Below are 25,244 nucleotides of genomic sequence, written 5' to 3' on the forward strand. Positions count from 1 at the left end.
CCGAAATAAAATGTATTTGCTATAATCACAGTTATGCAATAAAGCAAACAATCCACAGGAGGAAAATTAGATGCCTTTAGTATCAATGACGGAAATGCTTAATAAAGCAAGAAAAGAAGGATACGCAGTCGGCCAGTATAACGTCAATAACCTGGAATTCGCCCAAGCGATCCTGACAGCTTCACAAGAGGAGAATGCCCCGGTCATCCTGGGCGTTTCAGAAGGTGCGGCGAGATATATGAGCGGCATGACAACTGTCGTCAAAATGATTGAAGGGCTTATGCATGACCTTGATATCACAATCCCTGTGGCCATCCACTTGGATCATGGCTCGAGCTATGAAAAATGTGTCGAGGCGATTGGTGCTGGATTTACATCAGTCATGATAGATGCTTCGCATGGCCCATTTGAAGATAATGTCGCGACAACAAGGAAGGTCGTCGAGTATGCCCATGAAAGAGGCGTCTCCGTCGAAGCCGAACTCGGTGTCGTTGGTGGCCAGGAAGATGATGTTATAGCCGACGGTGTAATCTACGCCGATCCTGCAGAGTGCCGGGAACTGGTTGAGAGGACAGGCATCGATTGTCTTGCACCTGCACTCGGTTCGGTACATGGTCCATACAAGGGGGAACCGAATCTCGGATTTGCGGAAATGGAAGAAATCGGCAACCAGTCCGACATCCCATTGGTGTTGCACGGTGGTACGGGCATTCCGACTAAAGACATCCAAAGATCAATCTCTCTTGGAACCGCTAAAATCAATGTCAATACCGACAACCAGATTGCGTCAGCACAGAAGGTCAGGGAAGTACTGGCCAATGATTCTGAAGTATACGATCCACGTAAATATCTCGGGCCTGCAAGGGAAGCAGTCAAAGAGACTGTACGCGGTAAAATCCGGGAATTCGGCACCTCAGGTCAAGCGTAACAGGCCATGAAAAGCCATCCACCAAGGATGGCTTTTATTTGATTGTTGAAGCAGATACGTATACAGTTTGAGAAGATCTGACAGCCATTGCCGACTGGGCATGACTGTTTTATAATGAATGAATAACCTAAATGGAGGTGCCTTAAGTTTATGAAATACTTTATTGATACAGCAAATATGGATGAAATCAAAGATATACACGAATGGGGCGTATTGCGCGGTGTTACGACCAACCCATCGCTTGTGGCCAAGGAGAAGGACATATCCTTCCATGACCGTCTTGTGGAAATATGCGAATTGGTTCAAGGGCCGGTAAGCGGCGAAGTGATTGCGCTTGATGCAGCAGGCATGATTGAAGAAGGACGTGAACTCGCAAAGCTTCACGAGCATATCATAGTCAAAATCCCGATGACTGACGAAGGGATGAAGGCGGTGAATGTCCTGTCATCTGAAGGGATAAAAACAAATGTGACGCTTGTATTCAATACTGTCCAGGCGCTTACGGCCGCCCATGCTGGCGCAACTTATGTGTCTCCATTCATCGGTAGGCTGGATGATATCGGTCTCGATGGCATGGATCTCATCGCGGACATCCGACACATCTTCACAATCCATGGAATAGGGACGGAAATAATCGCTGCCTCCATCAGAAATGAAGGCCATGTCCATGGTGCAGCGGCAGCAGGTGCAGATATTGCTACAATTCCTTATAAAGTATTGAAGAAACTCACAAGTCATCCACTGACTGACAAAGGCATCGACCAGTTCCTGAAAGACTGGAACAGCCAAAAGGGCCAGTAGGCATTCTAAATTAAGGAGAACGACTATGGTTAAAGAAGTGATAAAAGTCAGAGGGGGTAGGAAACTCTCCGGCGAAGTAGAGATCAGCGGGGCGAAAAACAGTGCGGTCGCCCTGATACCTGCGTCATTAATGGCGTCAGACGGCGAAGTGGTCCTGGAAGGTTTGCCGGAAATCTCCGATGTAAAGACATTGATGAGCCTTCTTAATGATCTGAACATCACCACGGAACTCGACGGGACAACATTATGCATCAATGCTGAAAAAGCAGAAAATATGCCGTTGCCAAATACAAAAGTACAATCCCTAAGAGCCTCCTATTATATGATGGGGGCGATGCTTGCACGGTTCAAGAAGTGTGTGATAGGACTCCCGGGAGGATGTCCACTCGGTCCCAGACCGATCGACCAGCACATTAAAGGATTTGAAAAACTTGGTGCCAAAGTGACGAATGAACATGGTGCCATGTACCTTGTCGCAGAAAAGTTGAAAGGTGCGAGAATATTCTTCGACATGGTTTCGGTGGGGGCGACAATCAACCTTATGATTGCTGCGAGTAGTGCAGAAGGAAAGACGGTGCTTGAGAATGTGGCTAAAGAACCGGAAGTCGTCGATGTAGCTTCGCTGCTCAACAATATGGGCGCTGATATCCGAGGCGCTGGAACAGACACCATCAAGATCCATGGGGTGGAATCACTCCATGGCACCACCCACAACATCATCCCAGACCGCATAGAAGCGGGTACCTATATGATTGCAGCGGCAGCGGCAGGAGAGGACTTCACGGTAAAAAACATCATCCCGACCCATATGGAGTCACTTACGGCGAAGCTCGAGGAGCTGGGGGTGCAGATTGAACTGGGAGATGATTGGGCGACCATCAGCAAACCTGAAAGTTATCGGCCGATTTCAGTTAAGACCCAGGTCTACCCAGGATTTGCGACTGATCTGCAACAGCCTCTAACCCCAATACTATTCATGGCGGACGGGATAAGCAAGATTACAGAAACGATTTACCCGGCCCGTTTCAGACATGTCGATGAACTGAGCCGTATGGATGCAAAAATAGAACAGAGAAGCGGATCGGCACTGATTTTCCCATCAAAGTTAAACGGGGCCGACGTCTACGCAAGTGATCTTCGTGCTGGAGCGAGTCTTCTCATCTCAGGCCTGATCGCTGAAGGTGTGACAACGATCCATAATGTGAATCATATAGATCGTGGCTACACGGATATCGTCAAGAAACTGAAGGATCTAGGTGCTGCCATCTGGCGTGAGGAGATAAAAGAAAACTGATTATTAAAGGCCCGGACAACTGTCCGGGCCTTTAATCGGAGAATGAAGGCGGGCCGTATCGAACCTTTATCTTTGGCACCCTCTAGTGTAGAATATGTAAAGGTAATTCTCCCTGGAAAGCCTCTGTAGCACGCCCTCAATCAAAAACACCCAAATCATCTACTTAAAAATGAAAGTGACGTGAATATATGGCTGAAAGAGATGAAAATGGACTTAAGTATGAGTCCTTTGATGCCCTATACAAAAAAAACAATACAAAAGAACTGACAGTGCGCGCCAAAGAGCTTGGGCTCTCCAACTACAGCCGGCTGAACAAGAAAGAACTGGTCCTTGCCATCATGGAAGCCCAGATGGAGAAAGACGGCAACTATTATATGGAAGGGGTACTCGATGACATCCAACCGGATGGCTACGGTTTCCTGAGGACGGTCAACCTCTCCAAGGGGGAGAAGGACATATACATTTCTGCTTCCCAAATCCGCCGCTTCGAACTCAAAAAAGGCGATAAAGTCACAGGTAAAGTACGCCGGCCGAAAGAGAACGAGAAATACTATGGGTTGCTGCAGGTCGACTTCGTCAATGACCATAATGCAGAGCAGATAAAAAAACGCCCGCACTTCCAGGCACTTACACCGCTCTATCCTGATGAGCGCATGCATCTGGAAAACCGGCCTGAGGATCTATCGACGCGAATCATGGATCTTGTCACTCCGATCGGTTTCGGTCAGCGGGGGATGATTGTCGCCCCGCCTAAGGCAGGTAAGACTTCCCTTCTTAAAGAGATCGCCAATGCGATCACCAAAAACCATCCCGAATCAAAATTATTCATTCTCCTCATCGGCGAACGGCCTGAGGAAGTGACGGATCTCGAGCGGTCTGTCGAAGATGCGGAAGTTGTGCATTCGACCTTCGACGAACCGCCTGAACACCATGTCAAAGTTGCTGAACTGCTTCTTGAACGTTCGAAGCGGCTCGTGGAGATGGGCGAGGATGTCGTGGTGCTGATGGATTCCATCACACGGCTTGCGAGGGCGTATAACCTTGTGATCCCACCAAGCGGCCGGACATTATCCGGCGGCCTTGACCCGGCAAGCCTGCATCGACCGAAGCATTTCTTCGGTGCGGCAAGAAATATAGAAGCCGGAGGCAGCCTGACCATCCTGGCTACAGCACTGGTGGATACAGGCAGCCGCATGGATGATGTAATCTATGAAGAGTTCAAAGGAACCGGCAACATGGAACTGCATCTGGACCGCAACATGAGCGAACGGAGGATCTATCCGGCAATCGATATCCGGCGCTCGAGCACCCGTAAAGAAGAACTGCTTCTCGACAAGGGGCAGCTCGAAGTATTATGGCAGCTCCGGAACTTGTTCACAGACTCCCCGGACTTCACCGAAAGGTTCTTGAAGATATTGAAACAGACCAAAACAAATGAGGAATTTTTCGAGGTGCTGCGCCAGCGGATGCTGTCTTCCCATTCGACCGGCCGCCCAGTCATCTGAATTGAACAGAACGGTTGATTCTTTCTATTCCAACGTGTATAATGCAAAAGTATCGAAGTGGGTAACCCACTAATAACTCTGTTCCAGATGGTTCAGGGCAAAGGAGCTGAAAAGGTAATGAAACAAGGAATTCACCCGGAATACCACAGAGTGACTGTAAAGTGCTCATGTGGCAACGATTTTGAAACAGGATCAGTTAACAGCGAGGACATTACAGTAGAGGTTTGTGCTGAATGTCATCCATTCTATACTGGACGTCAAAAATTCGCATCTGCGGATGGCCGTATTGAAAAGTTCAACAAAAAATTCGGTTTCAAAAGTGCAAACGAATAAGAGTATCCAAACTGTATCGGGTCATATTCCGATACAGTTTTTTTATTTCCGAATATGATATAATTAACGAGATTAAAGAGACGAAAAGGTGAAAATATATGTTCGATCAACTTGAAATAATTGAAAATCGCTATGAGATGCTGAATGAGCTGTTGAGCGACCCGGAAGTGGTCAGTGATTCAGATAAACTGAGAGAGTATTCGAAGGAGCAGAGCGATCTGCAGAAAACCGTCGAAGCATTCAGGGAGTATAAGCAACATAAGGAGACCATTGAAGAATCGCGGATGATGATGCAGGAGACGGATGACAAGGAAATGCTTGAAATGCTTAAAGAGGAGATTTCGGATTCCGAAAAGAAGATTCCTGAACTCGAGGACAGATTGAAGTTGCTTCTTATTCCAAAAGATCCGAATGACGACAAGAACGTCATCATCGAGATAAGGGGCGCAGCAGGAGGAGACGAAGCACAGATTTTTGCAGGCAACCTGTTCAGGATGTATTCACGCTATGCAGAAGAAAACAACTGGAAGATAGAGGTGGTTGAGGCGAATGCCAGTGATCACGGTGGATACAAGGAGATCAGTTTCATGATCCAGGGAGATGCAGCATTCTCAAAACTCAAGTTCGAAAATGGTGCGCATCGCGTCCAGCGGGTGCCTGAGACTGAATCTGGTGGCAGGATCCACACTTCTACTGCAACTGTTGCTGTATTACCGGAAGTGGAAGATGTCGAAATAGATATCCGCAATGAAGACTTGAAAATAGATACTTACCGTTCAAGTGGTGCAGGGGGGCAGCACGTCAATACAACTGACTCAGCAGTGCGGATCACCCACCTTCCTACAGGAACGGTAGTGACTTCCCAAGACGAAAAATCACAGATCAAAAACCGTGAACGCGCCATGAAAGTCCTCAAAGCACGTGTATACGACATGATGCAACGCGAGGCGGAAGCAGAGTATGCAGAGAAACGGAAGAGTGCCGTCGGTACCGGAGACCGTTCTGAAAGGATACGCACATACAACTATCCACAAAACAGGGTCACAGACCACAGAATAGGACTGACGATCCAGAAGCTTGATCAGATTATAGAAGGTAAGCTGGATGAAATAATCGAAGCGCTCACAATCGAAGAACAGACGAGCAAACTGGAAGAATTGAACAATGCCTCCCTATAGTTATCGGGATATGGTGAGGGAAGCAGAGGCTTCTCTAATCGCGCATGGTAAAGAACCACGCATAGCCGTTCTTCTGCTGGAGGATCTGCTTTCGATGGATACGACGAGTCGTCTTGTGGACGGCCATCTCGAAGTGCCGGATGCAGCAAGGGAACTATATCAGCGAGCGTTGGAGAGGGTGGAGCAAGGGGAACCCCACCAATATGTCTCGGGGACGGCATGGTTTTACGGCGAGGCGTTCAAAGTGAATGCCCATACGTTGATACCGCGCAATGAAACCGAAGAGCTTGTGGCCCTGGTGCTCGACAAAGAGAAGGACGACGGGCGCACGATAGTGGATATCGGTTCGGGCACAGGCGCAATCGGAATCACTCTGGGCAAGGCATGGAAAAAGAATGAAGTGATTTTAACTGATCTATCGGGCGAAGCCCTGCATGTGGCTGCGGAGAATGCCGAAAGACACGGGGTTAGTCCGCAGATGTTGTCAGGGGACCTCTTTGCTCCACTAATCGAATGCGATATCAAAGTGGATGCCATCGTCTCAAATCCTCCGTACATCAGTCGATCAGAGCAGAGATATATGGACGACTCAGTAGTTCTGCACGAACCGGAATTGGCACTCTATGCTGAGGACGACGGGCTCGGCCTGTATAAAAAAATGATCCGAAAGCTGGCCAGTGTTTTGAAACAGGGCGGGCGCGTCTATTTCGAGATCGGCTGGCAGCAGGCTGAAGCTTTGAGTCGCTATGTAACGGAATGTTGGCCGGGTACGCAGCCTGAAATTATAAAAGACATAAACGGAAACGACAGAATACTTCACTTCAGGTGGGAGGGGTAGTATGGACACAAAAATATGGGAAATTGAAACGGGTCAACTGGATACAGTTGAAACTTCTGAAAAGATGGAGGAAATAAAGACCGCATTCGAGTATGGGGAAGTGATCGGAATTCCCACAGAAACGGTCTATGGTCTGGCGGGTGATGCACGAAATCATGAGGCAATACAGAAAATATTTGCGGCTAAAAACCGCCCCGGTGACAATCCGCTTATAGTACATATATACGATGTGGCACAATTATCCGAATTCACTGAGCCGCTTGATGTCAAAGTGGAAACATTGATGGAACATTTTTGGCCAGGGCCGATTTCGTTCATTCTGCCGTTGAAGGGGAATATGCTTGCAAGCAATGCGGTGGCAGAACTGGACTCGGTGGCAGTCAGGATGCCAAGCCATCCGGTCGGTCGTGCATTGCTTCGTGAAGTCGGTTTTCCTTTGGCTGCCCCAAGTGCGAACTTAAGCGGAAAACCTTCCCCTACAGATTACAGTCATGTTATCGACGACTTGAACGGCAAAGTTTACGGAGTAGTCGCAAGTGAACCGGCTACCTACGGATTGGAAAGTACGGTGCTCGATTGCACTAGGTTCCCCTATCGCATCGCACGGCCCGGAAGCATCACCCAGGATGATCTGGAAGGTGTGTTGGAGGAAGTGGTGGGCCGGCATGAATCGGCCGGCAACCAGCCGATTGCACCAGGTATGAAGTATAAGCACTATGCACCTCACCAGCCGCTTGTGGTCATCGAGGGTGGGCTTCGCAACAATACACATCTACAGATTGAAGAAGGACAAAAAATGGGTGTCATTGCGCCAGAAACAACGAGGGAATATGTGCCCGAAGGCGCGGAGTTCATCAGTCTGTGTTCTACGGAACAGGCCTATCGGGAAGCCGCACGCAACTTGTACGCGGCGTTAAGGAAGATGGATAAATCCGATGTGGACATCATATATATTCAAGGTTTCCCGAAAAATGCCGAAACAGAGGCGTTGATGAACCGCATTTACAAAGCGACCGGCAATGAAATAATCAAGGGAGAATCGTCATGAGGATAATTTTCGTCTGTACCGGCAACACTTGCAGAAGTCCGATGGCAGAAAGTTATGCAAAGGCCAGATTCAAGGACAAGGATATTGTTTTTGAATCGAGGGGGGTGATGGCTGGTGATACAACCATCAATGATCGCTCAGCAGCAATCATCGACCGTGAAAACCTGGAGCGGCCATCTGCACCCCATCAATTGACGGCGGCAGATACCGCCGATTCATTGTTGCTTGTCATGACAGCCAGCCACAAAGATGTAGTGGGCAGACAATTTCCAGAAGCAGATGTGCGGATGATCAGCGAATATGCTGGGGAAGGGGTAGAAGACGTCATGGATCCCTACGGCGGAACGATGGATGATTATGAGGTCACTTTTGTACAACTTAAAAAATTCATTGATGAATTTGACTTGTGATTTGCTTATGAAGCCTTTTCTCTGTAAGCTTTTATTATATAATGTAAACGAGGTGAACCGTATATGAAAGTTATTATTGCTTCAGACCATGGCGGTTTCAATCTGAAACAGTCAATTGTTGCGAAACTTCGTGAAAATGACGTTGATTTTACGGATTTCGGTCCCGATTCCGACGCTTCTGTGGACTATCCGGACTTTGCACGACCTGTTGCAGAGAAAGTGGCTGCTGGTGAATACGACCGGGGCATACTGATCTGCGGCACTGGTATCGGTATGAGCATAAGTGCAAACAAAGTCAAAGGCATTCGCTGTGCTCTGGTCCACGACACATTTTCCGCACGTGCCACCCGAGCCCATAACAATTCCAATATTCTGGCGATGGGAGAACGTGTCATCGGTCCCGGCCTTGCAGATGATATCGTAGATGTCTGGCTGGCGACAGAATATGAAGGAGGTAGACATGAACGAAGAGTTTGCAAGATTGAGGAATGACCTGGACGCATTGGTCTCACAACTTGAAGCTGTGGACTTTTTCAGAGCAGGGGAAGATGTGCTGATTGGTTGTTCAACATCAGAGGTGATGGGACACCGCATCGGAGAAAACAGCTCAGAGGAAGTTGCTGCATTGATATTTGATGTGTTCAGCGAAAAGGCTGGACAGCACAATGTCAATCTTATGTTCCAGGGTTGCGAACACATCAACCGTGCAATCACCATGGAAAGGCACGTCGCCGAAAACAGACTTTATCCGGCTGTCAGTGTCGTGCCTCACCGCTCGGCAGGAGGCAGTCTGAGTGAATATGCCTACCATCACTTCGACTCCCCAGCGGTTACTGAACATGTGGCAGCAGATCGGGGCATTGATATCGGCCAGACCCTGATTGGAATGCATATCAAGCCTGTAGCCGTTCCACTCAGGGTCGAACAAAAGACGATAGGGCAGGCTAACGTCACAATCGCCTACTCAAGACCTAAGCTTATTGGAGGGCCACGCGCACACTATTAACCTAATTATTAAGGAGAGAGAACATGTCACTTATCGAGTCTCAAGATCTTAAACTTTTTGAAGCAATGGAAGATGAGCATAACCGTCAAAAGAATAATATTGAACTGATTGCCTCTGAGAATTTTGTGTCAGAAGCAGTAATGGAAGCACAAGGTTCAATACTCACCAATAAATATGCAGAAGGCTACCCCCACAAACGATATTATGGCGGGTGTGAATATGTGGATATCGTAGAAGATCTGGCTCGTGAACGTGCGAAGGAACTGTTTGGTGCCGAGCATGCAAACGTACAGCCCCACTCAGGTTCACAAGCGAACATGGCTGTCTATATGTCTGTCCTAAAACCAGGGGATACTGTACTTGGCATGAACTTGAATCATGGGGGTCACCTTACGCACGGCAGCCCTGTGAATTTCAGTGGTAAGCTCTTCAACTTTGAGGAGTACGGTGTGGTAAAAGATGGAGAAGTTTTGGATTATGATGAAGTGCTGGAAAAAGCCAGAGAGCATAAGCCTAAAATGATTGTGGCTGGGGCGAGTGCCTATGCACAAGAAATTGACTTCAAGAAATTCCGTGAGATAGCTGACGAAGTAGGGGCTTATCTGATGGTCGATATGGCACATATCGCCGGGCTTGTCGCAGCTGGACTCCATCAAAACCCGGTGCCATATGCTGATTTTGTCACTTCGACGACCCATAAGACGTTGAGAGGACCGCGTGGCGGCCTCATACTCACTACAAGCGAACATGCCAAAAAAGTTGATAAACTGATCTTCCCAGGCATCCAGGGAGGGCCACTCATGCACATCATCGCCGCTAAAGCAGTAGCTTTTGGTGAGGCGTTGAATCCTGGTTTCAAGGAATATCAAGATCAGGTGCTGAAGAATGCAAAAGCATTGGCTGCCAGACTGGCTGACGGCGGGCTGCGCATCGTCGGCGGCAAAACGGATAACCACCTTGTACTTGTAGATGTCAAAAGCTTTGGCCTTACTGGTAAGCAAGCAGAAGAAGCACTTGACGAGATCGGCATCACATGCAATAAGAACACCATTCCGTTCGATGAGGAGTCACCGTTCGTTACAAGCGGCATCCGTCTGGGTACACCAGCGATGACGACACGTGGGTTCAAGGAAGCGGAGATGGAAAAAGTGGCGGATATCATCGTAGAAGCGTTGACAGCGGTCAAAGAAGGCCGGCAGTTCGAGGAACTCAGGGAAAGAGTGACCGGACTTACTGATGGTTTCCCACTGCATAAGTAAATCCAAATTGCCGGAGCAAAACATTGCTCCGGCACAATTGAGAAAAAAGGAGGAAAAATATGTCTAAAGTACAAGTAATGGAGCATCCATTAATCCAGCATAAGATGGGATACATCAGAGATAAAAACACATCCACTAAAGAGTTCAGGGAACTGGTGGATGAGGTCGGTATGCTGATGGCATATGAAGTGACCCGGGATCTTTCCCTTCAAGACGTTGAAGTAGAAACGCCAGTCACACGGACTACAGAAAAGCGGTTGAGTGGAAAAAAACTCGGTATTGTACCAATTCTCCGAGCGGGTCTTGGAATGCAGCAGGGGATATTGAAGTTGATTCCATCTGCGAGGGTGGGCCATGTCGGCCTATACCGGGATCCGGAGACGTTGGAGGCGATAGAATATTATGCGAAATTCCCTGGTGATATTGAAGAACGGGATATCTTCGTAATCGATCCGATGCTCGCAACAGGGGCTTCTGCAGTTGAAGCGATTACAGCAGTTAAAAAGCGCGGCGCGACTAAAATCCGGTTCATCTGCCTGGTGGCCGCTCCTGAAGGTGTGGATGTTTTGAAAGAAGCACACCCGGATGTGGACATCTACATTGCAGCGCTTGATGAGAAGCTCAATGATGCAAGCTACATCGTACCGGGGCTTGGAGATGCCGGGGATCGTTTGTTCGGCACAAAATAGATCATGAGGAAAAAGAACATGAAAAAAATTATGACGGTTTTCGGCACGCGGCCGGAAGCAATCAAGATGGCACCTCTTGTATTGGCGCTTAAAGACGATCCCGAACTGGAACCGATAGTCGTCGTTACGGCACAGCACAGGGAAATGCTCGATCAGGTACTGTCGATCTTCGGTATTACACCTGACTATGATTTGAATATCATGAAACAGGGGCAGACACTCTCTGAGGTGACAGGTCGTGTCATTACAGGGCTTGAGTCAATCATTAAAGAAGCGGAACCAGATATGATGCTCATTCATGGGGATACGACGACGACATTCGCAGGAAGTTTGGCTGCGTTCTACAGTAAGGTGGATATTGGGCACGTTGAAGCGGGCCTCAGGACCCACAATAAATATTCGCCTTTCCCGGAAGAAATGAATCGACAGATGACAGGTGCCCTTGCAGACCTGCATTTTTCACCGACAGAAACATCAAGAAACAATCTGCTTGAGGAAAATAAAAAACCAGAAACGATTTCAGTCACTGGCAATACCGCTATAGATGCACTGAGGACGACAGTTGACACCTCATACCAGAGCGACATCATCAGCAAGCACAAAGACAAAAAGGTCATCCTGCTCACTGCGCATAGGAGAGAAAACATCGGTACACCGATGGAGAATATCTTCAGTGCAGTCAGGGACATCGTAGAGACGTTCGCAGATGTTACAGTGGTGTATCCAATGCACAAAAATCCTAAGGTGAGGGCCATAGCAGATAAGCACCTCTCAGGCCATGACCGGATTGAACTGATTGAACCGCTGGACGTGGTCGATTTCCATAACTTTGCAGCAAACAGTCATATTATACTGACGGATTCCGGAGGCGTCCAGGAAGAAGCGCCATCACTACAAAAACCAGTGTTGGTGTTGCGTGATACCACAGAGCGTCCCGAAGGCATAGAAGCAGGGACTCTAAAGCTGGCGGGTACAGAAAAGGAAGACGTCTACAGACTGGTGAATGAGCTTCTCACGGATGAGGAAGTATACAAAAAGATGGCTCAGGCCAATAATCCATATGGGGACGGTCGGGCTTCTTTAAGGATCTGCGAAAACATCAAGTACTACTACGGCATCCTCAATGAAAAACCAGAAAGTTTCAAAGCATGACCAATTATGTCTATAATATGTCAGAATCAAACTGAAATTAAATTAATATGTCCATAATATTGACATAAAAAAAGCACTCCTATATCATTACAAGAGTAATGTAACGGTTTACAATGAAAGCCGTATAATACACTAGGAGACAGTGTTAAATTGCCATTTCTGAGACGATTTTCCCACCACTTTTTAAGGTTTCTGCTTTTCCCCCTTGTCATCAGCTTACTCATCTACCTGTTTACATCATCAACTTTTGCAGCAGGGTTCGCCCTAGGCACCCTTGCGTCCATATTGATGTTGTTCAATTGGTATTACAACCTTGATAGGGCTTACGGGGCAGTAGATGGAAAAATCAGGACTGGGACGGCGGCAAGACTTGCCATTGTAATTGTTACATGCTTATTCTGGGTGCGTTTCCCGGATATATTCAGCATTTTCGGTATAGGGTCGGGGCTCATGCTCAGCTATGTCATGATCCTGTTTCGTACTGTTAAAGAATTGACGGAGTGAAAGAGGTGAAAAAATGGAGCACGGAAATCCAATATGGACTATAGATGTTTTGGGTCTTCCAATTACATTCAACCTGTCTACAGTATTGATGATAGTAATTTCATCGCTCATTGTATTTCTAATCGCTTTCTTTATGACGAGAAATCTGGCAGTGAGACCGACTGGAAAGAGTCAGGTACTTATGGAAGTACTGATGAACTTCGTTAAAGGTATCATCTCGGGCAACATGGCCTGGAAACAAGGAGGAAGATTCCACTTCCTTGCCCTGACATTGATTTTATACATATTTGTATCAAATATGGTTGGGTTGCCTTTTGCCTTTGTTGCGCCGGATGCCGATCAGACACTGTGGTGGAAGTCGCCGACTGCGGACCCAGCAGTAACTTTGACTTTGGCTAGTGTGATGATAGTCATGACGCATTACTACGGCATAAAGATGCGTGGCACGAAAGCATACATCAAATCTTACGTAGAACCGGTGTGGTTCATGGCACCGTTTAAATTCATCGAAGAATTCACATACAATCTGACACTTGGCTTGCGTCTTTACGGTAACATCTATGCAGGTGAAATATTGCTTGCACTCCTAGTCATGGTAATGACTTCAGGCGCTATAGGATTCATCGGCGGATTCATTCCAATGATGATCTGGCAAGGATTCTCAATCTACATTGGTGCAATCCAGGCATTTATATTCGTTATGTTATCAATGGTCTATCTTTCCCATAAGGTGAACGAGGATCATTAATATAAAAATCAAATTTTACTTTCAAAATATTTTAGGAGGAACTATTTCTTATGATGAATCTACTCGCAGTAGGTATCGCTGCTGGTCTTGCAGCACTTGGCGCAAGTATCGGTATCGGCCTTATCGTTTCTAAAACAGTTGAAGGGGTCTCCCGCCAGCCGGAAGCCCGTGGCCCACTCATGACAATCATGTTCATCGGTATCGGTGTTGTTGAGGCCGTTCCGATCATCGCAATTGTTATCTCATTCATGCTCATGTTCATGTTCTAAGAACCGTTACATCTGGCGAAGTCTTCTTTTAAGATTTCGCCGTCTTATTATGTAGATTGTAAAAAAGATTGAAACTCTCGCGAAAGGAGTGTACATAAGTGGAATTTCTTATTTTAGGGGCTACGGAGACGATCCCATCAGCAATTGGGAGCAGTTTGGTACAGCTTGTAACTTTCCTCGTACTTCTTGGCGCACTTTCATACTTTGTCTGGAAGCCGTTGAAGAAAGTGATGGACGAACGGGAGCAGCTGATCCATTCGGAGATAGATGAGGCTGAACAGCGCAGAATAGATGCTGTCAAACTCAAAGAAGAAAATGAAGCTGTACTCAGAGAGACACAGACTGAGATTTCAGCAATGATGGATAATGCTAAGAACCAGGCCAAAAAAGAGCAGGAAGCAATTATCCATGATGCGAATACGCGTGCGAATCAGATGATGGAGACAGCTAAAGCGGATATTGAGAGAGAAAAAGAAAAAGCAATCCGCGACATCAATGATCAGGTCGGCGAAATTTCCGTCTTGATTGCAGAGAAGATGATTGCTAAAGAAATCAATCAAGATGATCAAAAAGATCTGGTTGAAAGATACCTTCAGGAAGCAGGGGGTAAATAATGTCCAGCTCAGCAAAGAAATACTCTGAGGCGCTGTTCAGTGCAGTCGAAGAATCGGGACAGCTTGAAGCAGCCCGCAGGGATTTTGATGAAGTGATGAAAGCTTTCAAGAACACTCCTTTATTCATGAAGTTCGCGGAAAACCCGCGCATCCCAAGGAATAAGAAAAGGGAAGTCCTTAAAGAAGCATTCAATGATGTTGTCGAACCTTTGCGAAACGCATTGCTGATTCTCTCGGATCGCAATAAATTAACTGAAGTGGCATCTGTCTACAACTCCTTCGTCGCTAGATATAACCGTCATCATAATCAGGAGAATGTTGTGATCGAGTCCGTCTACCCACTCTCTTCAGAAGAGATAGAAAGCATTGGAAAAGTCTTTGTAAAAAGAACAGGTCTTTCTAAACTGCTTATCGAAAATGAAGTGAATGAAGAACTGATCGGCGGAATACGGGTGTTCATCGGAACAAAAGTATATGATGGCTCATTGAATACTAAACTGTCGGATTTGAGAAGCAAATTAAGAGAAAGTACTAATAGCTAATTAAGGAGTGACAATTGATGGCAATTAAAGCTGATGAAATAAGCGCTCTCCTGAAAAGTCAGATCGAAAACTATGAAGCAGATATGAAAGTAACAGACGTTGGTACAGTCATCCAAGTTGGTGACGGTATCGCACTTGCTCATGGTCTTAACGATGCAATGGCTGGAGAACTGCTTGAATTTCCAAGTGGTGTTCTGGGGCTTGCCCAGAACCTTGAAGAAAACAATATCGGTATCGTAATCCTCGGACCATCTGACGACATCAAGGAAGGCGACGAAGTGAAGCGCACTGGCCGCATCATGGAAGTCCCTGTAGGCGAAGAATTGATTGGACGGGTGGTAAACCCACTCGGCCAGGCTATCGATGGCAAAGGACCAATCGGCGCGACTAAGACTAGACCGATCGAAAGTCCTGCGACAGGCGTCATGGCGCGTAAATCAGTTGATGAACCTCTACAGACGGGAATTAAAGCGATTGATGCACTTGTCCCAATCGGCCGTGGCCAGCGTGAACTGATCATCGGTGACCGTCAAACAGGTAAAACTACTGTGGCAATCGATACAATCCTGAACCAGAAGGATCAGGATATGATTTGTGTATATGTAGCAATCGGTCAAAAGGAATCTACGGTAAGATCTACTGTTGAAACGCTCCGCCAAAATGGTGCACTCGACTATACGATCGTAGTAACAGCTGGTGCTTCCATGCCAGCTCCGCTCCTTTATATTGCACCATATGCTGGTGTATCCATGGCGGAAGAGTTCATGTTTAACGGCAAGCACGTCCTCATCGTATATGATGACCTGACTAAACAGGCGGCGGCTTATCGTGAACTGTCATTGCTTCTGAAACGTCCACCAGGCCGTGAAGCCTACCCAGGTGACGTATTCTATCTGCACAGTCGTCTGCTCGAACGTGCGGCGAAACTCAACGATGAATTGGGTGGTGGATCGATTACGGCATTGCCGTTCATCGAGACGCAAGCAGGGGATATCAGTGCGTTCGTCCCTACGAACGTTATATCCATTACAGACGGACAGATCTTCCTGCAGTCAGACCTATTCTTCTCAGGTGTAAGACCAGCTATCAACGCCGGTCTATCAGTATCCCGTGTTGGTGGTTCTGCACAGATTAAAGCAATGAAGAAAGTTGCGGGGACATTGAGGCTCGACCTCGCTGCATTCCGTGAACTGGAAGCATTTGCCCAATTCGGTTCGGATCTTGACGAAGCGACTGCTGCAAAGCTCGAACGTGGTAAACGTACTGTTGAAGTACTCAAGCAGGGTGAAAACAACCCACTGCCTGTAGAGCGCCAAGTCGCCATACTCTATGCACTTGTCAACGGTCATCTGGATGAGATTCCTGTTGAAGATATTACAAGGTTTGAAGACGAGTTCCTCAACTGGCTCGATTCAAACGAACCGGAATTGCTGAAAGGCATAAAAGAAACAAAACAGCTTCCGGATGATGAAGCATATAAATCAGCAATCAACAGCTTCAAAAAGCTGTTCAACTCTTCCAATTAAGAATTGTGAATATAGAATAAGGTGGTGAATTCATGGCTTCACTAAGAGAAATAAAAGGTCGTATAGGATCAACCAAAAAAATGAGCCAGATCACTAGCGCCATGCACATGGTGTCCAACTCTAAATTGAGGCGGGCCGAGGAGAACACGAAGAAGTTCCAACCTTATATGGATAAGATACAAGAAGCTGTCCAGGCCATTGCTTCAGGCGACAATACAAGTTCCCACCCTATGCTCAGGGAGCGTCCGGTCAAGCGTACCGGCTATGTCATCATTACGTCAGACAGCGGTCTTGCGGGTCCATATAATGCGAACATCATGAAAGAAATCACTAGGCTGATCAGTGAGCGTCATAATGACAACCCGGAATCCTATGATCTCTTCGTAATTGGAAGAATGGGCTACGAATTCCTTGAGAATCAGGGCTACAGCATTACAAATCACCGCATTGGACTTGAGGATCAGCCTGACTTCAGCAGTGTCAAAGAAATTGCGCAGCAATCAGTTGCACAATTTGCGAATGAAGACGTTGATGAACTCTACATCATCTACAATAAATTCATTAATGTGCTTGAGCAGAAAGTCAACACAAGACAACTGCTGCCTTTGTCCGAGAGTGCGGTTATGGCCAATGAAACACAGGCGTCCAACCTCTCAACATACGAATTTGAACCGGATAAGGAGTCCATACTCGAGACAATCCTGCCACAATATGCAGAAAGTCTGGTTTACGGCGCACTCCTCGATGCAAAAGCGAGTGAGCATGCGGCGCGTATGACGGCGATGAAGGCTGCAACGGATAATGCGAAGGAACTGGTTGATGATCTGTCACTGCAGTATAACCGTGCCAGACAGGCTGCGATCACTCAAGAAATCACAGAGATAGTCGGCGGTGCATCAGCACTTGAATAAAGAAAGACTAGGAGGAAATCGAATGACTTTAGGTCAAGTGGTTCAAGTCATGGGACCTGTGGTTGATGTGCGTTTCAATGAAGGCGAGTTGCCGGAATTGAATAACGCATTGTACATCACTCATGAAAAAGGAAATGAAGAAGAAACGATCGCCCTGGAAGTTGCCCTCCATCTCGGAGACAATGTCGTCCGGACGATTGCGATGAGTTCCACAGATGGACTGCAGCGTGGAACTGAAGTTAAAGATACAGGCAGCCCCATCTCAGTACCGGTCGGTCAGCTGACGCTGGGCAGAGTGTTTAACGTGCTCGGCGAACATATCGATCTTGGGGAAGCTGTACCGGCTTCTGAAAGAAGAGACCCGATACACCGTCAGGCTCCAAAGTTCGAAAATCTCTCCACTAATGTAGAAATTTTGGAAACAGGAATCAAAGTAGTAGATTTACTGGCTCCTTATACTAAAGGTGGTAAGATTGGACTGTTTGGAGGCGCGGGAGTTGGTAAAACTGTTCTGATCCAGGAACTGATCAACAACATCGCCCAGGAGCATGGAGGTATCTCTGTGTTCGCAGGTGTCGGAGAGCGGACTCGTGAAGGTAATGACCTTTACTATGAAATGAGCGACTCCGGTGTTATCGCGAAAACTGCGATGGTGTTCGGCCAGATGAACGAACCGCCAGGCGCGCGTATGCGTGTAGCCTTGTCGGGTCTTACTATGGCAGAATACTTCCGTGATGAGGAAGGTCAGGATGTACTGCTCTTCATCGACAACATCTTCCGCTTTACTCAAGCGGGCTCCGAAGTGTCTGCTTTGCTCGGACGTATGCCTTCAGCGGTTGGTTATCAGCCGACATTGGCAACTGAAATGGGACAATTGCAGGAGCGCATCACATCTACCAATGTAGGATCGGTGACGTCCATCCAAGCAGTATTCGTACCTGCGGATGACTATACTGACCCAGCACCAGCTCAAACATTCGCGCACCTGGATGCGACTACGAACCTTGAACGTAAGCTTTCTGAGATGGGTATCTACCCGGCGGTCGATCCGCTGGCATCTACTTCCCGTGCGTTGACTCCAGCAGTAGTGGGCGAAGCGCACTATGAAGTAGCAAGGGATGTTCAGGCGACCATCCAAAAATACCGCGAACTTCAGGATATCATTGCGATTCTAGGTATGGATGAACTTTCCGAGGAAGATAAGCTTACTGTTTCCCGTGCACGTCGGATCCAGTTCTTCCTATCCCAGAACTTCCACGTAGCAGAACAGTTCACAGGCCAAAAAGGTTCATACGTGCCTGTAGAACAGACAGTCAACGACTTCAAGGAAATACTTGAAGGAAAATACGACCATATCCCGGAAGATGCATTCCGTCTTGTCGGCGGCATTTCCGATGTGCTGGATAAAGCACGCGAGATGGGTGTAGAAGTCTAAAATCGGGAGGGTTAGCAAATGAGTACAATTGCACTGGATGTAGTTACACCAAACGGCTCGGTTTTCAGTGAAGAAGACTGTGACATCATTATACTCCAGACTAAACAGGGTGAGCTCGGTGTCATGGCCGGCCACGTCCCGACGGTTGCTGCACTCAAGATTGGCAGTCTGCGTGCGAAGATAGGCGGCCAGTATGAATATATGGCTGTAACGGAAGGCTTTGTAGAAATCCGTTCTGAAAAAGTGACGGTTCTTGTGCAGGCGGGTGAGTTTGCTCAAGACATCGATACAGACCGTGCGATCGCTGCAAGAGATCGTGCCGAAGCACTCCTTCAGCAGTCACAGGATGAAAAAGTCGATAGATATCGTGCTGAACTTGCGTTGAATCGCGCAATCAATCGATTGGATGTATCAAAACATAAGTAAGGATTCTGCCCGGGCTCTGGCCCGGGCTTTTTTTAAGGGTGATTATAATGTTATTTTCCCAGCTAGCATTCATGCATATCGTATTGCACTTGTTGTGCGTAATCTTTGCCTTTTGGGTACTTGGCGCTCTGAACGTAGATGGGTGGTTCAAAAAAGCGGAGACAGGCCGAATAAGATTGTTCTTTATATTACTGGCAGTTCTTTTAGGAAGTGGCTTGAGCAACTTTATAATGGACTTCTTCAGACTGGTCCAGGAAGCAGCACTGTTGTTTTGACATTTAATTTGCAAACGTGTTTATACATCTCTAAAATAGTGAATAGTATACGAAGTATTAAATGGTAAGTAAAATATGGAGTGAATAAAATGGATTCTATAATAGTAAAAGGTGGGAACAAGCTTTCAGGTTCCGTTGAAATTGAAGGTTCCAAAAATGCTGTACTGCCGGTCTTGACTGCTTCTCTATTAGCAGAAGAGAGCGTATCGAGGCTACATAATGTTCCGGAATTATCTGATGTCGGGACTTTAGCCGCCTTGCTTCGCCACTTGGGGGCTGAAGTGGAAATTGAACAAGGGATTGTTTCAGTGGATGCCAGCGCAGAGCTTTCGTGTGATGCACCTTTCGACCTCGTAAGCAAGATGCGCGCGAGCATGCTTGTCATGGGACCCCTGCTTGCACGTTACGGGTACTGTAATGTAGCTATGCCAGGAGGATGTGCCATCGGTTCAAGGCCAGTGGAACAACACATCAAAGGCCTCGAAAAGATGGGGACTACTTTCCGAACTGTAGATGGTAGTTTCGAAGGACATGTCGATGGCCGTCTGAAAGGTGCTAAGATTCACCTGGATTTTCCTAGCGTTGGCGCAACCCAGAACCTTATAATGGCTGCAAGCTTGGCTGAGGGGACTACTGAGCTCGAAAATGCAGCTCAAGAACCCGAAATTGAAGATTTGGCCCATTATATTAATGAAATGGGCGGTAATGTAAAAGGTGCAGGTACTGCCCACATTAAAATTGAAGGTGTCGAATCCCTAAAAGGAATAGACCATACCGTCATTCCTGACAGAATTGAAGCAGGCACTTTTATGATTGCAGGGGCGATAACACGCAGTGAAATCACGCTGAAAAACGTTGTGCCCGAGCATTTGAGTGCACTGATTTCCAAGCTTGAAGAAATAGGTGTACGGATAGAGGCTACAGAGGACGGTGTCAAAGTCATGCCGGCCGAGAACCTTAAGCCCATCCGGGTCAAGACGATGCCCCACCCTGGTTTTCCAACAGACATGCAAAGCCAGATGATGGCATTGCTTACGACCATCAACGGTACAAGCGTCATGACGGAGACGATATTCGAGAATCGTTTCATGCACGTCAATGAGTTCAGAAAGATGGATGCAGATATAGAAGTAGAAGAAAACCATGCATTCATCAAAGGTGGCGGCAAACTTACCGGGGGTCGTGTAAAAGCGACTGACCTCAGGGCCGCAGCTGCATTGATTCTTGCAGGTTTGGTAGCAGAAGGGTATACTGAAGTTACTGAATTGAATCATCTGGACCGTGGTTACGTAGATTTCCATGGCAAGTTGCAGAAGCTTGGAGCCGATATAGAGCGCACAGATGAGCAACACACGAAAAGTGTGATAACTTCTAAATAAAGAGGTAGTGTTATGGCCGAAGAATCAAGAAAGCTGGTCCATCGCAGATTTCCGTTGATTGTCAGAATACTGCTTTATGTATATGTGGCAATTATCGTGTTCTTTGTGGGCCTTATGATCGGATATGGGATATTGAATAATCCAATGGAAGTATTTCGTCTGGAAACATGGGAACACATCATCAATATGACTAAGGAATGATACAATGCTAAGTTACGATCAGATAAAGGCGATAATTCCGCACCGCCCACCTTTTCTGCTAATAGACAAAGTCACTGAAGTAGAACCGGGTGTAAAGTGTACGGGAGTCAAACAAGTGTCCGGTAATGAGCCATTCTTTCAAGGGCATTTTCCTGAGTACGCTGTGATGCCAGGTGTTCTGATTGTGGAATCATTGGCTCAGGTAGGTGCAGTCGCGCTTCTACAGGAGGAACAGTTCCAAGGAAAGCTTGCCTTTTTTGCAGGCATAGATAAATGTAGGTTCAAAAAGCAGGTCAGACCTGGGGATACTCTGGAACTGACAGTTGAAATAACAAAAATAAAGGGTCCTATCGGCAAAGGGGAGGCAGTCGCTACAGTAGATGGGGAGATTGCCTGTAAATGTGAAATTACCTTTGCCATACAAGACCAAAAAACATCCGATGATTAATCATCGGATGTTTTTATTTCTTTTTTAGACTCCATGATGGATTTGAACTCATGGAGCAATGTCTCTTCTTCATACCCTTCACTCAACAGATGGGTGAGTACATCTTCAGCATACGTTGGTCCTTGTACGATTATCTTGCCATTGAATATTAAGGATAGTGCCTGATCCAACTCATTCATTTCATTGAACGTTCCTCTGAATCTGGCCGGTTCGTTTGAATGTCTCGTAATCGTAACAAGAATTTCAACTTCCGTTCCAATCATCTCCTTTAGAATATCCTTAAAGTCGGGAGAAGTGGAAATCTCGATCAACCAAGGAGCCTCTCCCTTCTCCTTATTGATTATGATGCCATCGATGATATCCAGTATTATATAATTCTCTTCATGTTCCAGCTTCAATTCAACTACCTTGAAAGACTTCATACCAGTTCCTCCCTTCATATGAATCGTTGATGCAATTTTTTTGAAATCGCACCACCTTGCGTTTCAATATTTATTTATCATCACCATATTCATTCTAATTGTAAAGGAAATGGCTGTAAAATCAAATTTCAGCCTTTTGCAGAATATTTACTTTAGGTTTATCTTTGGGACAGGAAGGAGGTGAACTAATGATGAACAAAGTCTTGTTGGTGGGGGAGCTGGTGCGTAATGTGACGGTACAGAAAACGGTGAATGGCAGCATCAATTCATTCATCATTGCAACCGTCAGAGTGCCCAAAGATGAAAGGAAATCAAAAGAAGTACATTTCATTTACTGTAAAGCCTTCGGAAAAGCACTACCTAAAGTACTCACAGAAGCTGCTGAAGGTGATATCCTGTGCGTCAGTGGTCAGGTCGCCACCACGGTCCATACAACCCAAGAAGGTGAAAAAGAATATCGGATGGAAATATGGGCTGAAAGCATTAAACATATCCCGGATAAGATAAGCCGACAAAAAGACATTACGAATCCTTCACGCATGATAGGGGAGGCGGTAAAGCATTATGACCAGTGGGACTACATCGGTGAAAGGACAGTCCATACATTAGAAAGCTCCGATGATTCAGGCAAGGCACTTTTGAAGGACCGCCACCTGGAGTCTTTGGAAAAAGTTTTGAATGAACATAAGAATGACAGTCATACATTGCAACTTGTGCCAAACGAAGATTCAGATGAAAAGAAGGAAAAAGCCTTTACCTGAACAGGTCCAATTGATTCACACTATCTACACTCACACTACTCACCATACCTTGCTTAAGGCCGACTACTGCGATCGGACTTAAGCAGGGTATTTTATATGAAACCTTTAGAAGATGAATAAATTCTGAAACCTAGAAGAGGTATAAATACACTATTTGTGAAAAAGGTCTTACAACAAGAAGTGATATTGTAATCTGATTGTAATGAAAAACGCTTTTCTTTATATTCCTGTAACCTAAGAAATGTTTAAATCTGATATAGTACTATTCAGCTAATAAGAAAACATTATTCCGCTTAAGGGAATACGGAGGGTATACTAATTATGAAGAAAGTACTATCTATCGGTGCAGCAGTTGCTGTATCCGGCACACTCGCTTACAGTGCAGAAGCAGCAACTCATACAGTAGATAAAGGAGATACTCTTTCCGAAATCGCGCATCAGAGCAACACAACGGTCGACGCGATTAAATCAGCCAATAATTTGACTTCCAACCTTATCTTCCCAGGTCAAGAGCTTGAAATCACAAAAGCAAATGATTCAGGAGATAAAGAAGCAGGAGTTTATAAAATAAAATCAGGAGATACTCTTTTTGAGATCGCGCAAAAATTTGATGTTTCCGTTTCAGACTTGAAGACATGGAACAACCTGTCATCAGACCTCATCATTGCCGGCAAGACGCTTTCAGTCTCCGGAAGCAATGTATCTCAAGCGCCTGCTCAAGCGCCAGCGGTTGAAGAAGCACCTGCTCAAGTGCAGCCGGTTGAAGAAGTTCAGCAGAATGGTTCAGCCGAAGAACGCGCATCAGAACAAGTGGCAGCCGAAGAACGTGCAGCAGAGCAAGCGGCAGCTGAAGAACGTGCGGCAGAGCAAGCAGCAGCCGAAGAACGTGCAGCAGGGCAAGCAGCAGCTGAAGAGCGTGCGGCAGAGCAAGCAGCAGCTGAAGAACGTGCGGCAGAGCAAGCAGCAGCTGAAGAGCGTCAACAAGCTAAAGCACAAAATGTGTCCACTTCCAATAATTCAAGTTCACAGAACTGGGGAGCATTAGCGCAGTGTGAATCTGGCGGCGCTCCGGGCATCGTAAGCGCAAATGGCCTTTATCATGGTCTTTACCAATTCGATGTTCGCACTTGGCAGTCTGTAGGCGGAAGCGGTCTGCCATCCAATGCATCGGCAGCAGAACAAACCAAAAGAGCTCAAATCCTTTATGATCAAAGAGGATCCCAGCCTTGGCCTGTATGTGGTTCAAGACTCTAGGAATGAACCTTCCTGACCAGACCTAGCAATCGCTAGGTCTGTTTTTCGTTGGAAACTCAGAATATAAATAGAAGTATCATTAAATTGTCACTAATGGATGTGTAAGATTTTATAATATGTTTTTTTAGACATTCTTTTATGTTACAATTTCTTTTATGTGAGACAAATTATGAGGTGAAGAAATGAGTAAAAAATGGCTCTTCCCGCTAATGATCGGTCTGGTGCTTGTGCTCTCCGGCTGTGACTATTCCCAGGAAGAAAATAGAAATGGGTTTTTCTTTAATACTTTCGTCCGTCCGATGGATAGTCTAGTTCATTGGCTTGGTGAAAACCTGAACAATAATTATGGCTTGGCTATTATAGTCGTTACCTTAATCGTTCGCTTAGCAATATTCCCATTCATGATGCGTACATATAAAAATCAGATGATGATGCGCGAAAAGATGAAAATCATTAAACCTGAAATGGAAGAGATTCAAAAGAAAGTCAAAGTTGCCACTACTCAGGAAGAGAAGATGGAAGCCCAACAGGAGATGATGGGACTTTACAAGAAACACGGAATCAACCCGCTCAATATGGGTTGCTTACCTATGTTGATTCAGATGCCTATCGTCATGGCGCTATATTTCTCCCTCAAATTCCCATCTGAAGGTGGAATTACCGAATATCCATCTTTCCTTTGGATGAATTTGACTGAGCAGGATCTGTTCATGGTGGCCATTGCCGGAATCGTCTATGCAGGACAGGCATTTGTTTCCATGCAGTTTGTATCTCCAGAACAGCGCAAACAGATGCAGCTATTCATGTACATCTCTCCAATTATGATCATCTGGATTTCATTGATTTCACCTTCGGCCCTCCCACTTTACTGGGCAGTCGGCGGTCTTTTCCTGATATTCCAGACTTGGGCAGGTAACACTTTCTATAAAAAGAAGGTAGCTGAAGAAATGGCCCCTATCATAGAAGCACATGAACGGGAACAGGCAGAAAAAGAGAAGCGCTTGAAGAGTGCTAAAGTAATGCCGAAGAAAAAACGTAAAAAGAAAAAATAATGCAGTGAAAAAGGCATGATATCTTTTGGATATCAT

31 protein-coding genes are annotated in these 25,244 nt (G+C 46.3%); 30 read left to right on the forward strand and 1 reads right to left on the reverse strand.

Features of this window, described 5'->3' with window-relative positions:
- Positions 1 to 70: 70 nt before the first annotated feature.
- From ACFFLE_RS06840 to fabZ, 27 genes are all read left to right on the forward strand, one after another.
- Entirely contained in the window at positions 71 to 928 is an 858-nt protein-coding gene (locus ACFFLE_RS06840; protein WP_344700808.1) for a class II fructose-bisphosphate aldolase, read from the forward strand.
- A 150-nt stretch (positions 929 to 1,078) separates the two neighbouring features.
- Positions 1,079 to 1,729, forward strand: coding sequence for a fructose-6-phosphate aldolase (fsa, locus tag ACFFLE_RS06845; protein WP_380570402.1), 651 nt, complete (start codon positions 1,079 to 1,081; stop codon positions 1,727 to 1,729).
- Between the two features lie 25 nt (positions 1,730 to 1,754).
- Positions 1,755 to 3,023 carry a UDP-N-acetylglucosamine 1-carboxyvinyltransferase gene (gene murA, locus ACFFLE_RS06850; RefSeq protein WP_380570403.1) on the forward strand — a complete coding sequence of 423 codons (1,269 nt, stop codon included), beginning with the start codon at positions 1,755 to 1,757 and terminating at the stop codon, positions 3,021 to 3,023.
- 188 nt (positions 3,024 to 3,211) lie between these two features.
- Positions 3,212 to 4,528 carry a transcription termination factor Rho gene (gene rho, locus ACFFLE_RS06855; protein ID WP_380570404.1) on the forward strand — a complete coding sequence of 439 codons (1,317 nt, stop codon included), beginning with the start codon at positions 3,212 to 3,214 and terminating at the stop codon, positions 4,526 to 4,528.
- A gap of 117 nt (positions 4,529 to 4,645) precedes the next feature.
- Positions 4,646 to 4,861 carry a 50S ribosomal protein L31 gene (gene rpmE, locus ACFFLE_RS06860; protein ID WP_344700804.1) on the forward strand — a complete coding sequence of 72 codons (216 nt, stop codon included), beginning with the start codon at positions 4,646 to 4,648 and terminating at the stop codon, positions 4,859 to 4,861.
- Positions 4,862 to 4,959: 98 nt separating this feature from the next.
- Positions 4,960 to 6,039, forward strand: a complete 1,080-nt coding sequence (gene prfA, locus ACFFLE_RS06865) for a peptide chain release factor 1 (protein ID WP_344700803.1) — start codon at positions 4,960 to 4,962, stop codon at positions 6,037 to 6,039.
- Entirely contained in the window at positions 6,026 to 6,877 is an 852-nt protein-coding gene (gene prmC, locus ACFFLE_RS06870) for a peptide chain release factor N(5)-glutamine methyltransferase (protein WP_380570405.1), read from the forward strand. Before prfA ends, prmC begins: the two co-directional genes overlap by 14 nt.
- Position 6,878: 1 nt before the next feature.
- Positions 6,879 to 7,925 (forward strand): L-threonylcarbamoyladenylate synthase, encoded by a 1,047-nt coding sequence (locus tag ACFFLE_RS06875; protein WP_380570406.1) that lies wholly within the window; start codon positions 6,879 to 6,881, stop codon positions 7,923 to 7,925.
- Positions 7,922 to 8,335 carry an arsenate reductase/protein-tyrosine-phosphatase family protein gene (locus tag ACFFLE_RS06880; RefSeq protein ID WP_380570407.1) on the forward strand — a complete coding sequence of 138 codons (414 nt, stop codon included), beginning with the start codon at positions 7,922 to 7,924 and terminating at the stop codon, positions 8,333 to 8,335. Before ACFFLE_RS06875 ends, ACFFLE_RS06880 begins: the two co-directional genes overlap by 4 nt.
- A 63-nt stretch (positions 8,336 to 8,398) precedes the next feature.
- Positions 8,399 to 8,827 carry a ribose 5-phosphate isomerase B gene (gene rpiB / locus ACFFLE_RS06885; RefSeq protein WP_380570408.1) on the forward strand — a complete coding sequence of 143 codons (429 nt, stop codon included), beginning with the start codon at positions 8,399 to 8,401 and terminating at the stop codon, positions 8,825 to 8,827.
- Positions 8,796 to 9,341, forward strand: coding sequence for a TIGR01440 family protein (locus ACFFLE_RS06890; protein ID WP_380570409.1), 546 nt, complete (start codon positions 8,796 to 8,798; stop codon positions 9,339 to 9,341). Before rpiB ends, ACFFLE_RS06890 begins: the two co-directional genes overlap by 32 nt.
- A gap of 23 nt (positions 9,342 to 9,364) precedes the next feature.
- Complete coding sequence (glyA, locus tag ACFFLE_RS06895; RefSeq protein WP_380570410.1) at positions 9,365 to 10,600, forward strand: serine hydroxymethyltransferase; 1,236 nt, start codon at positions 9,365 to 9,367, stop codon at positions 10,598 to 10,600.
- Positions 10,601 to 10,659: 59 nt separating this feature from the next.
- Positions 10,660 to 11,289, forward strand: coding sequence for a uracil phosphoribosyltransferase (gene upp / locus ACFFLE_RS06900; RefSeq protein ID WP_380570411.1), 630 nt, complete (start codon positions 10,660 to 10,662; stop codon positions 11,287 to 11,289).
- Positions 11,290 to 11,307: 18 nt separating this feature from the next.
- Entirely contained in the window at positions 11,308 to 12,441 is a 1,134-nt protein-coding gene (wecB, locus tag ACFFLE_RS06905; protein ID WP_344700795.1) for a non-hydrolyzing UDP-N-acetylglucosamine 2-epimerase, read from the forward strand.
- Between the two features lie 150 nt (positions 12,442 to 12,591).
- Positions 12,592 to 12,945 (forward strand): ATP synthase subunit I, encoded by a 354-nt coding sequence (locus ACFFLE_RS06910; RefSeq protein WP_344700794.1) that lies wholly within the window; start codon positions 12,592 to 12,594, stop codon positions 12,943 to 12,945.
- 13 nt (positions 12,946 to 12,958) lie between these two features.
- Positions 12,959 to 13,693 carry a F0F1 ATP synthase subunit A gene (gene atpB / locus ACFFLE_RS06915; RefSeq protein WP_380570412.1) on the forward strand — a complete coding sequence of 245 codons (735 nt, stop codon included), beginning with the start codon at positions 12,959 to 12,961 and terminating at the stop codon, positions 13,691 to 13,693.
- 53 nt (positions 13,694 to 13,746) lie between these two features.
- Positions 13,747 to 13,962 carry a F0F1 ATP synthase subunit C gene (gene atpE, locus ACFFLE_RS06920; protein ID WP_031545243.1) on the forward strand — a complete coding sequence of 72 codons (216 nt, stop codon included), beginning with the start codon at positions 13,747 to 13,749 and terminating at the stop codon, positions 13,960 to 13,962.
- Between the two features lie 98 nt (positions 13,963 to 14,060).
- The gene (locus tag ACFFLE_RS06925; RefSeq protein ID WP_380570413.1) at positions 14,061 to 14,576 is read left to right on the forward strand and encodes a F0F1 ATP synthase subunit B; all 516 of its coding nucleotides are present in this window, start codon (positions 14,061 to 14,063) and stop codon (positions 14,574 to 14,576) included.
- A complete protein-coding gene (locus ACFFLE_RS06930; RefSeq protein WP_380570414.1) occupies positions 14,576 to 15,118 on the forward strand; it encodes a F0F1 ATP synthase subunit delta in 543 nt (180 codons plus the stop codon). The genes ACFFLE_RS06925 and ACFFLE_RS06930 overlap by 1 nt, the downstream gene beginning before the upstream one ends.
- A 17-nt stretch (positions 15,119 to 15,135) precedes the next feature.
- On the forward strand, positions 15,136 to 16,644 hold the full coding sequence (gene atpA / locus ACFFLE_RS06935; RefSeq protein WP_380570415.1) for a F0F1 ATP synthase subunit alpha: 1,509 nt from the start codon (positions 15,136 to 15,138) through the stop codon (positions 16,642 to 16,644).
- Between the two features lie 32 nt (positions 16,645 to 16,676).
- On the forward strand, positions 16,677 to 17,555 hold the full coding sequence (gene atpG, locus ACFFLE_RS06940; protein ID WP_380570416.1) for an ATP synthase F1 subunit gamma: 879 nt from the start codon (positions 16,677 to 16,679) through the stop codon (positions 17,553 to 17,555).
- 22 nt (positions 17,556 to 17,577) lie between these two features.
- Positions 17,578 to 18,990 carry a F0F1 ATP synthase subunit beta gene (atpD, locus tag ACFFLE_RS06945; RefSeq protein ID WP_380570417.1) on the forward strand — a complete coding sequence of 471 codons (1,413 nt, stop codon included), beginning with the start codon at positions 17,578 to 17,580 and terminating at the stop codon, positions 18,988 to 18,990.
- Between the two features lie 18 nt (positions 18,991 to 19,008).
- Positions 19,009 to 19,416, forward strand: coding sequence for a F0F1 ATP synthase subunit epsilon (locus tag ACFFLE_RS06950; protein ID WP_380570418.1), 408 nt, complete (start codon positions 19,009 to 19,011; stop codon positions 19,414 to 19,416).
- A 47-nt stretch (positions 19,417 to 19,463) separates the two neighbouring features.
- A complete protein-coding gene (locus ACFFLE_RS06955) occupies positions 19,464 to 19,691 on the forward strand; it encodes a DUF1146 family protein (protein WP_380570419.1) in 228 nt (75 codons plus the stop codon).
- An 89-nt stretch (positions 19,692 to 19,780) separates the two neighbouring features.
- A complete protein-coding gene (gene murA, locus ACFFLE_RS06960; RefSeq protein ID WP_380570420.1) occupies positions 19,781 to 21,070 on the forward strand; it encodes a UDP-N-acetylglucosamine 1-carboxyvinyltransferase in 1,290 nt (429 codons plus the stop codon).
- 12 nt (positions 21,071 to 21,082) lie between these two features.
- Entirely contained in the window at positions 21,083 to 21,271 is a 189-nt protein-coding gene (locus tag ACFFLE_RS06965) for a DNA-directed RNA polymerase subunit beta (protein ID WP_344700784.1), read from the forward strand.
- A 4-nt stretch (positions 21,272 to 21,275) separates the two neighbouring features.
- Complete coding sequence (gene fabZ / locus ACFFLE_RS06970) at positions 21,276 to 21,719, forward strand: 3-hydroxyacyl-ACP dehydratase FabZ (RefSeq protein WP_380570421.1); 444 nt, start codon at positions 21,276 to 21,278, stop codon at positions 21,717 to 21,719.
- Here the strand turns inward: fabZ and ACFFLE_RS06975 are convergent.
- Complete coding sequence (locus ACFFLE_RS06975; RefSeq protein ID WP_380570423.1) at positions 21,716 to 22,141, reverse strand: YwpF family protein; 426 nt, start codon at positions 22,139 to 22,141, stop codon at positions 21,716 to 21,718. The two genes, fabZ and ACFFLE_RS06975, sit on opposite strands and share 4 nt — an antisense overlap.
- A 188-nt stretch (positions 22,142 to 22,329) precedes the next feature.
- Here ACFFLE_RS06975 and ACFFLE_RS06980 point away from each other — a divergent pair, with 188 nt between their 5' ends.
- From ACFFLE_RS06980 to yidC, 3 genes are all read left to right on the forward strand, one after another.
- On the forward strand, positions 22,330 to 22,902 hold the full coding sequence (locus tag ACFFLE_RS06980; protein WP_380570424.1) for a single-stranded DNA-binding protein: 573 nt from the start codon (positions 22,330 to 22,332) through the stop codon (positions 22,900 to 22,902).
- 321 nt (positions 22,903 to 23,223) lie between these two features.
- Positions 23,224 to 24,156 carry a LysM peptidoglycan-binding domain-containing protein gene (locus ACFFLE_RS06985; protein ID WP_380570425.1) on the forward strand — a complete coding sequence of 311 codons (933 nt, stop codon included), beginning with the start codon at positions 23,224 to 23,226 and terminating at the stop codon, positions 24,154 to 24,156.
- Between the two features lie 182 nt (positions 24,157 to 24,338).
- The gene (gene yidC / locus ACFFLE_RS06990; RefSeq protein ID WP_380570426.1) at positions 24,339 to 25,208 is read left to right on the forward strand and encodes a membrane protein insertase YidC; all 870 of its coding nucleotides are present in this window, start codon (positions 24,339 to 24,341) and stop codon (positions 25,206 to 25,208) included.
- Positions 25,209 to 25,244: the final 36 nt, after the last annotated feature.

The organism is Salinicoccus siamensis (genome assembly GCF_042429615.1).
In the GTDB taxonomy this organism is placed as follows: Bacteria; Bacillota; Bacilli; order Staphylococcales; family Salinicoccaceae; genus Salinicoccus; species Salinicoccus siamensis.